Origin of the sequence: Pedobacter suwonensis (genome assembly GCF_044762335.1) — a bacterium.
Classification (GTDB): domain Bacteria; phylum Bacteroidota; class Bacteroidia; order Sphingobacteriales; family Sphingobacteriaceae; genus Pedobacter.
In genome coordinates this window covers 100,492-108,468 of sequence record NZ_JBIWEB010000016.1, presented here as the reverse complement: position 1 = coordinate 108,468, position 7,977 = coordinate 100,492, and the positions used below count along the sequence as shown (strand labels likewise).

General features: G+C 38.0%; 8 protein-coding genes. 4 read left to right on the top strand and 4 right to left on the bottom strand.

Translation table 11 applies throughout. The features are described 5' to 3' along the window. Window positions 1-479 precede the first annotated feature (479 nt). Complete coding sequence (locus ACIQXP_RS20250) at window positions 480-1,865, bottom strand: DNA recombination protein RmuC (protein WP_387507276.1); 1,386 nt, start codon at window positions 1,863-1,865, stop codon at window positions 480-482. 118 nt (window positions 1,866-1,983) lie between these two features. Between ACIQXP_RS20250 and purU the strand changes: the two genes are divergently transcribed. Then, entirely contained in the window at window positions 1,984-2,823 is an 840-nt protein-coding gene (gene purU, locus ACIQXP_RS20245; protein ID WP_387507273.1) for a formyltetrahydrofolate deformylase, read from the top strand. Between the two features lie 111 nt (window positions 2,824-2,934). Here purU and ACIQXP_RS20240 read toward each other — a convergent pair whose 3' ends face one another. Continuing rightward, window positions 2,935-4,074 (bottom strand): NAD(P)/FAD-dependent oxidoreductase, encoded by a 1,140-nt coding sequence (locus tag ACIQXP_RS20240; protein WP_293744981.1) that lies wholly within the window; start codon window positions 4,072-4,074, stop codon window positions 2,935-2,937. A gap of 82 nt (window positions 4,075-4,156) precedes the next feature. On the opposite strand from ACIQXP_RS20240, the gene ACIQXP_RS20235 reads away from it, so the two are divergent. Beyond that, on the top strand, window positions 4,157-4,852 hold the full coding sequence (locus ACIQXP_RS20235; RefSeq protein ID WP_090981452.1) for a zinc metallopeptidase: 696 nt from the start codon (window positions 4,157-4,159) through the stop codon (window positions 4,850-4,852). A 533-nt stretch (window positions 4,853-5,385) separates the two neighbouring features. Here the strand turns inward: ACIQXP_RS20235 and apaG are convergent. Both apaG and dusB read right to left on the bottom strand, forming a co-directional pair. Next, complete coding sequence (gene apaG / locus ACIQXP_RS20230; RefSeq protein WP_387507271.1) at window positions 5,386-5,772, bottom strand: Co2+/Mg2+ efflux protein ApaG; 387 nt, start codon at window positions 5,770-5,772, stop codon at window positions 5,386-5,388. Between the two features lie 34 nt (window positions 5,773-5,806). Beyond that, window positions 5,807-6,814 carry a tRNA dihydrouridine synthase DusB gene (dusB, locus tag ACIQXP_RS20225; protein ID WP_090981379.1) on the bottom strand — a complete coding sequence of 336 codons (1,008 nt, stop codon included), beginning with the start codon at window positions 6,812-6,814 and terminating at the stop codon, window positions 5,807-5,809. Between the two features lie 44 nt (window positions 6,815-6,858). On the opposite strand from dusB, the gene ACIQXP_RS20220 reads away from it, so the two are divergent. Both ACIQXP_RS20220 and ACIQXP_RS20215 read left to right on the top strand, forming a co-directional pair. Beyond that, window positions 6,859-7,785 (top strand): CPBP family intramembrane glutamic endopeptidase, encoded by a 927-nt coding sequence (locus tag ACIQXP_RS20220; RefSeq protein ID WP_387507267.1) that lies wholly within the window; start codon window positions 6,859-6,861, stop codon window positions 7,783-7,785. Continuing rightward, window positions 7,766-7,972 (top strand): putative signal transducing protein, encoded by a 207-nt coding sequence (locus ACIQXP_RS20215; RefSeq protein WP_134204437.1) that lies wholly within the window; start codon window positions 7,766-7,768, stop codon window positions 7,970-7,972. Before ACIQXP_RS20220 ends, ACIQXP_RS20215 begins: the two co-directional genes overlap by 20 nt. Window positions 7,973-7,977: the final 5 nt, after the last annotated feature.

Here is a 7,977-nt window from a genome sequence, read left to right as displayed (position 1 = left end):
TTAGTACTAAATAATGTTAAATTCAAGCTTATCCTTAGAATGTTCTCCCTGGTAAAGAGAAAGGAAAAATATGTTGAAGAATATCTAAGATCAGCCTAGAAATATTTTTTTAAAAATAAATTTGGATATATCATAAACCTAGAATACGAGCGGAGTGCAACGAAGTAGAGAACCCGAAGGCTCAGCGAAGATAAATCTGTCTGTATAGATCTCTCCATTCCATTGCGTTCCATCCGAGATGGCGATTTTACTTTGTAGTCGATCTTGCTAAGAAAATATAAAACGTTCTCAGCTACATCGACTTTTTTGTTTTAAAGCCATCTATATTGCTTATAGGCAAAATAAATGTATTCTATTCACTTAAAAAAAAAGAAAAAAATCGTCCTAAGGATATCAGAAAAAATCACTAACTTTGCAAGTTTTAACCTTTTTAAGTATTTACCGAGAAATCCAGAGCCCTTGACTCATAATTATAAAAGTTATAAATCCTGTATTTCAGTCAAATCCAAATACTTTGTATCAATCTGTTTAGAAGTCTTTGCACCAAGTTTTTTTATCTTTTCTGAAGTATTGGTTAAATTTCCTGCACCTTCTGACAATTTATTAATGGCTTTATCGTAGGCGTCCTGTCCATTTTTAATATGTTTTCCAATGTTTTCCATGTCGGCAATAAAACCTACAAACTTATCATACATGCTGCCGCTTAAACGGGCAATCTCCATTACGTTCCGGTTTTGACGTTCCTGTTTCCATATACTGGCTATGGTGCGCAAAGTAGCCAGCAAAGTAGATGGACTTACAATTACCACCCTCCTGTCCCAGGCGAAATTGAACAGTTCGGCATCTTTTTGTACTGCTATACTAAAAGAAGATTCGATGGGTACAAACAATAAAACAAAGTCCGGAGAATTAATTTTATATAAATCCTGGTAGTTTTTTGATGAAAGTTCCTGAATATGATTCTTAATTGAGGCCAGGTGCTGCTTTACATAGCCTTCACGCTCTTCATCAGTATCTGCAGATACGGAGCGCTCATAAGCAACTAAACTTACTTTAGCATCAACAACGAGATGTTTATCGTCTGGAAGGTCTATTACCACATCTGGCTGGTAACGGCTGCCTTCGGCTGATGCATGCGAAGCCTGGATGCGGTATTCCTGATCCCGGACCAAACCAGACCGCTCCAAAACCTTTTCCAATATAATTTCGCCCCAATTACCCTGTTTTTTACTATCGCCTTTTAGGGCTTTGGTTAAATTGTTGGCGTCTTCCTGAATAAGTTTGCTTTGAATCTGCAGTTCCGAAATTACACCTTTGAGTATATTTCTTTCATCAGATTCTGCTTTATAAACCTTTTCTACCTTATCTTCAAAAGCCTTGATATTTTCTTTCAAAGGATTAAGGATAATATCCAGATTTGTCCTGTTCTGCTCGATAAATTTGGTCGATTTTTCTTCCAGAATTTTATTGGCAATCAGTTCGAAATCTTTATTCAGTTTTTGTTGCGACTGCTCATAACTTAATTTTTGTTCTGCTAGCTTTTCCTTCTCGGCCAGGTAAAATGATCTCGTACTTTCGAGCTCACGGTTGGCATCTGCAAGCCGGTCTCGCTCAGCCTGCAATTCATCAATTAAACGCCGTTGTTCATCTTTAAGCAAAACGGTAATATGCTCTTTTTCTGAAGATAAGTTAGAGATACGTTCGTCCGCTTTTGCTAATCTTATTTTTAAGGTTTCATTTTCACTTTTTGTCCTTTCAAAATCTTCTAATGAAACGATGGGGATTGAAGCCTGAGGTTTCTTTAGTAATAAAATAATAAGGACAATTAAAATTACAATTAGCAAAGCAATACCAGCGATCTCCATAATGATAATAATTTTAGCAAAAATGGAGATTTAAAATAGATATACCAAAAAAAATTAGTCAGTTTTAACCGTAAAAAACCGTAAAAATTATTTATAATTGGATATTAGTATTTTAAAAATGAACGCTTTAACTGTCCTTATTTCCTGTCGAGATCAAGTGGGTTTGGTTACCCATATTACCCATGTGCTGGCTGCGTATCAACTGAATATCATTGCCATGCGCGAATTTGTAGATGAAGCCAATAAAGCATTTTTTACGAGAATTGCCTGCACCGGAGAGCTGGAAAATCCTGAAAAATTAAAGAAAAAACTGTTGGAAAATTTACCAAATGCGGCAGAGGTAAATCTAATTACCAAACAGGAAAAACAGATTGCTGTTCTGGTGACTAAAGAGTATCATTGTTTGGCAGAAATACTGATTAAAAATCACTTTAAAACTTTAGGGGCAAATGTTCAATGTGTAATTGGTAACTATGAAAGCCTTAAAGATTTTACCGGGAAAATAGGGATTCCCTATTTTTATGTAGATCATAATAACAAAGATAAAAGTGAATTTGAAGCTGAAGTAAAAACCATCATTAATCAGTTTGAGGTAGATTATCTGGTATTGGCTAAATTTATGCGGATTCTTTCAGCTGATTTTGTAAAGGATTATGCAGGTAAAATCATCAACATCCATCACTCCTTTTTACCTGCTTTTATAGGTGCCAATCCTTATCGGCAGGCTTTTGAGCGTGGGGTAAAAATTATAGGTGCCACCGCACATTTTGTTACCGATAATTTAGATGAAGGGCCTATTATTACGCAGCATACCAATCATGTAGATCATAATTTTGGTGTGAAGGAAATGGTACATGCCGGTAAGGAGATAGAAAAAAAAGTATTATTGGAGGCTTTGGAACTTATTTTTGAAGACCGGGTTTTTGTGAGTGGAAATAAGACGGTGGTGTTTAAATGATGCATGGTGTAAAATGGAAGTGATTTAAAACCCTTTTACCACCGTCGTCATCCTAAATGCAATAAAGGATCTTTAAAAAAATTAATTCTATGTCTCTTTGGTAAAAAACAACTACAATTTATTCAATAATAAATTCGCCACATCTTCTCCGCTTTGAGAACCGATAGCAACGCCCATACCATTACACCTGGTTGCACAAAATACATTTGGACGGATTTCTTCAATAAAGGGTTCTAGTATTTTTCCAAAAGCCATAATCCCACTCCAACGATAATCAATTTCAAATTTAGCGACTGGTAAGATGACTTCTTTTAGCAGGTGTTCGAGTGACGATTGGACAGGTTCAGTTTGGCCAAAAGTAGTAGTTTCTTCGGCTTTGAAATCAATATTTCTGCCACCACCCAATAAAATTCTGTTATGTATATTTCTGAAATAGTAATACCCTTTATCGTAATGGAAAATGCCCCTGATCTTTAAATTTTTAATGGGTTTGGTAATTAAAACCTGACCGCGACCTGGGTTGATATCCACATCAGGATATAGATCTTTGATAAAGGCATTTGTAGTAATGATCAATCTTTTGCATAAAAAATTTCCGTTTTTGGTCATCAGGCAAATACCCTTCGATTCTTCTTCAATCCGGTCTACAGTACAATTATTAAAAATACCGATGCCAAGTTGTTGCGCATATTGAATTAAAGCGGACATCATTTTACCACTATCAATCTGGGCTTCATATTGATTTTCAATTAAAGCACTAACCCCTTCGAAACCAGATAAAATGATTTTTTTATTGTTTACACGAAAAGCATTGGATCCGACAATATCATTAACCAAAAGGTTAAAATGTTCAATTTTGGATACACCTAATTCAGCTAAAGAATGATCTTCTTTTTTAAATAGTTCATATCCGCCCAGGCATTGATAATCAATGGTATTATCGCCCAATAAATAACGTAGTTTGAGCAGACCTTTCCACCGTTTTTCGATGAGCATGGCAAGGCGTTCGCTACCCATCCTTTTCTCTTGCTCAGTTAGTTCAGAAATGCTTCCAAAGCAGGCGAAACCAGCATTTTTTGTGCTTGCACCGGTAGGTAAAAATCCCTTTTCAAGTATGACTATCCTTAACGAAGGAACTGTTTTTTTAAGGTGAATTGCGGCATTTAATCCTACTATTCCACTGCCAATTACAATCGCATCATAATTACAAAAAAATGATTCTTTTTCCCAGTATGAAAGTTCGTTTGGCATAACATAAATGTACTGTTTTTTAAATTTAAATAATATGGGAACGCTTTTTGATATAGGCTAAATGAAAAACATACATAAGAAAATGGGAGTTTATTTAATATTAATCATCCCGGTATTATTGCTGAGCATGTTTGTACAATGGCGATTTAGAAACAAGTTTTCTAAGTATGCTGAAATGCAATTAAGCTCTGGTTTATCGGGCAAAGAGGTAGCAGAAAGAATGCTGCATGATAATGGAATATACGATGTGAAGGTGATGAGTACCGAGGGACAATTAACAGATCATTACAATCCGTCAGATAAAACCGTTAATTTAAGTACTGATGTATACTATAGTCGTAGCGTAGCAGCTGCAGCGGTAGCGGCTCACGAATGTGGTCATGCGGTGCAACAGGCGAAATCATATAACTGGTTGCAGTTAAGAAGCAGCATGGTGCCAGTTGTGAGCATATCGTCTAATCTTTTGCAGTGGGTATTATTAATAGGTGTATTGTTAATAGGTTTTACCGGAAACCCGATTGTTTTGGCGATTGGTGTAGTGGGTTTAGCATTAGTAACCGTATTTAGTATCGTTACCCTACCTGTTGAATTTGATGCCAGTAACCGGGCCTTAGCCTGGCTCAGGAACAATAATGGTGTGATGCAAACACAGGAAGAAAATGCGCAGGCCAAAGATGCACTTTGGTGGGCAGCCATGACTTACGTGGTTGCGGCTGTGGGTGCCTTAGCCAATTTATTATATTACGCATCAATGCTTTTTGGACGGAGCAGGGATTAGGGAATATTGAATAAGAAAAATACAACGCGGCCGGGATCATTATCCTGGCCGTTTTTGTTTATTAATTTAACCCGATCGTCATGCTGATCCGATCCATCGGATTTGTTTTACACGTAGAGGTAGTATTTTCAATTGTTTCGTAGCGATTACGTAGTCAGAATCTTTCCAACTAAGTAAACCTGATTGAAATCCGGTATCTACCCGACCAGGTGACAACTATATTTAAATGTTTATTGGAAAGCAGGCTTTATGGTAATAGGAAAACTTCGCTCCCGCTCCCGCTTCTGCCGATGAAAATATCGGCATCCCACTCTGATCGGGTTTAGGTGGCACGGTAGCTTGTACTATTTGGGGTCGCAGGGTGCATAGATAACCTAAGCCTTTGATATTGATGTAAAAGCTCAAAGCGTGGAGAGTACTTGGAGCAAAAAAGCAGGAATAATTAGTAAAATGGAATACTGAATGTGCTTTTCTAAAATGAATCTTGGTCTAGCCGTTCGACTATTCCATGGGTAACAAAAGTAAGTAAGAGATTAGTTTAACCGATAAGGGGCTACCAATTGAAATTCCGGGATGTCAACATCAAATTCAGAGCCATCTATATCGCGTTTCATCAGGTAAGTGCCTTTCATGCTGCCCATATCGGTTTTGAGGTTACAACCTGAAACGTAGACATGCGTTTCGCCAGGTTTGATAATGGGTTGTAGACCTACAACACCTTCACCTTCTACTTCTCTACGGCTTGAGTTCGAATCGAAAATCAACCATTGGCGGCGCATTAACTGGACAGCATAATCAGAAAGATTTGAAATTTCTACGCGATAGGCAAACATATAATGTTCGTTCGCCGGATTTGAATATTCTGGCTGGTAGACGGTTTCTACCGAAACCTTAACACCATCTGTAATTGCTGTAACCATGATAATAACGAATGTAAGAAAAAACTTTCAAAAATCAAGCCAGTACACTTGTAGCATCATAGTTGGCAAATTTTTCTGCCACTTCTTCTAAAATGCTGTAAATGTTGCTGATATCTGATTCAGCAACCAATCGCATGCGATACGGTTTAAAATCTGGCAGGCCTTTAAAATAGTTGGCATAATGGCGACGCATTTCGAAAATACCGGTTTTAGGACCTTTCCATTCCAGCGATTTATCCAGGTGTGTACGGCAAACCTCAATTCTTTCTTCTATGGTTGGTCCGGCCAGGTGTTTTCCGGTTTTGAAGAAGTGTTTTACTTCGCGGAAAATCCATGGATAACCAATTGCGGCACGACCGATCATAATGCCATCTACCTCATATTCCATGCGCCAATTGGCTGCTTTTTCAGGACTATCTACATCACCGTTGCCAAAAATCGGAATTTTAATGCGCGGATTGCGTTTAATTTCACGGATTAAACTCCAATCGGCCTCTCCCTTATATAATTGCGCCCTGGTGCGGCCATGAATGGTTAGTGCCTGGATACCCACATCCTGAAGCCGTTCGGCTACTTCATAAACATTTTTGGTATTGTCATCCCAACCCAAGCGGGTTTTTACGGTAACAGGTAAATGCGAAGCTTTAACCACCGCATCAGTCATTTTTACCATTTTATCAATATCCTGAAGCAAACTTGATCCTGCACCTTTGCAAACTACATTTTTTACCGGGCAGCCATAATTGATGTCAACCAGATCGGGCCCTGCTGCAGAAGCAATTTCTGAGGCCTCGCGCATGTGTTCGATATCGCCACCGAAAATCTGGATGCCAATTGGTCGCTCATATTCGAAAATATCCAATTTTTGCAGGCTTTTTGCGGCGTCCCGGATCAAACCTTCCGAAGAGATAAATTCGGTATACATCATATCTGCACCGTTTTTTTTGCATACGTAACGGAACGGTGGATCACTTACATCCTCCATTGGAGCCAGCAATAACGGGAACTCACCTAAATCTATATTTCCTATCTTTACAGACATTTTCTATCTTCAACGATTAATAAAAACATACAAAGGTACAAATAATGAGTTTTGTAACACCTAAACACGAGGAAATCAATCCTTTCTTGCAATTACTTTTACTTTTATTTTACGCAGTTGCCGGAGCTTTTGTTTTCGGTATCATTGGAATCGTAATCTGTATGGCCATGTATGGAATGGGATTAGTAAGTAATTTCGCCCTGCTTATATCGGGTGATGCGAAGTATATTTCTGGTTTTAAGGTGATACAGATTCTAAGTTCAATAGGAACATTCATTTTACCACCCCTTGCCCTTGCCTTAACAGAAAGAACAAAAATTACCCGGTTTTATAGCTTCAAACAACCAAAAGTTTTACTGCTTTTGCTGGTAATCTTGATTATGATTGTGAGTATGCCTTTTATGGAGTGGACAGTAATCTGGAACCAAAAAATGGTTTTGCCCGATTTTTTAAAAGGGATTGAGGCGTGGATGAAAGAAAAAGAAGAACTGGCAGCAAAAATGACCATCCAACTGATCACTGTACGCAGCAATTTCGACTTTGTGGTTAACCTGATTATGATTGCAGTTTTACCAGCGATTGGTGAGGAGTTGATGTTCAGGGGTGGTGTACAACGTTCATTGGAGCGATCGTTTGGCAATCCGCACCTGGCTATCTGGTTATCTGCTATAATTTTTAGTGCCATACATGTACAGTTTTATGGTTTTGTGCCGCGGATGTTATTGGGTGCAGGCTTTGGTTACCTGTATTATTTTAGCGGAAGTATCTGGTATGCCATGTTTGCGCACTTTTTAAACAATGCTTATGCGGTTTGCGCCGCTTTTTATATGCAAAAGCGCCATATGCCACTTGATAAAGCTGATGAACCGATTGGTTTTCCTTGGTATGGGTATTTAATTAGTGCAATAATTACCATAGCTTTGTTTAAATTTTTTAAAGATAGCGCATCACGTGAGCGAAAATTGGGTTAAGGTATACACCACCAGCAATGCCTTTGCGGCAGAGGTATTAAAACAGGGATTAACAGAAGCAGGTATTCCCGCAGTGACGATAAATAAGCAGCTCTCGGCATATAATATTGGCGAAATAAATGTTTTGGTGAGTAAGTTAGATTTCAATAAAGCCATAGAATACATCGTTGAGAACGAAATTGAATAGTAATA

Excerpts from the sequence above, each read along its gene's own strand:
- ACIQXP_RS20250 (WP_387507276.1), bottom strand. The coding sequence starts at position 1,865 with ATGGAGATCGCTGGTATTGCTTTGCTAATTGTAATTTTAATTGTCCTT.
- purU (WP_387507273.1), top strand. The coding sequence starts at position 1,984 with ATGAACGCTTTAACTGTCCTTATTTCCTGTCGAGATCAAGTGGGTTTG.
- ACIQXP_RS20240 (WP_293744981.1), bottom strand. The coding sequence starts at position 4,074 with ATGCCAAACGAACTTTCATACTGGGAAAAAGAATCATTTTTTTGTAAT.
- ACIQXP_RS20235 (WP_090981452.1), top strand. The coding sequence starts at position 4,157 with ATGGGAGTTTATTTAATATTAATCATCCCGGTATTATTGCTGAGCATG.
- apaG (WP_387507271.1), bottom strand. The coding sequence starts at position 5,772 with ATGGTTACAGCAATTACAGATGGTGTTAAGGTTTCGGTAGAAACCGTC.
- dusB (WP_090981379.1), bottom strand. The coding sequence starts at position 6,814 with ATGTCTGTAAAGATAGGAAATATAGATTTAGGTGAGTTCCCGTTATTG.
- ACIQXP_RS20220 (WP_387507267.1), top strand. The coding sequence starts at position 6,859 with ATGAGTTTTGTAACACCTAAACACGAGGAAATCAATCCTTTCTTGCAA.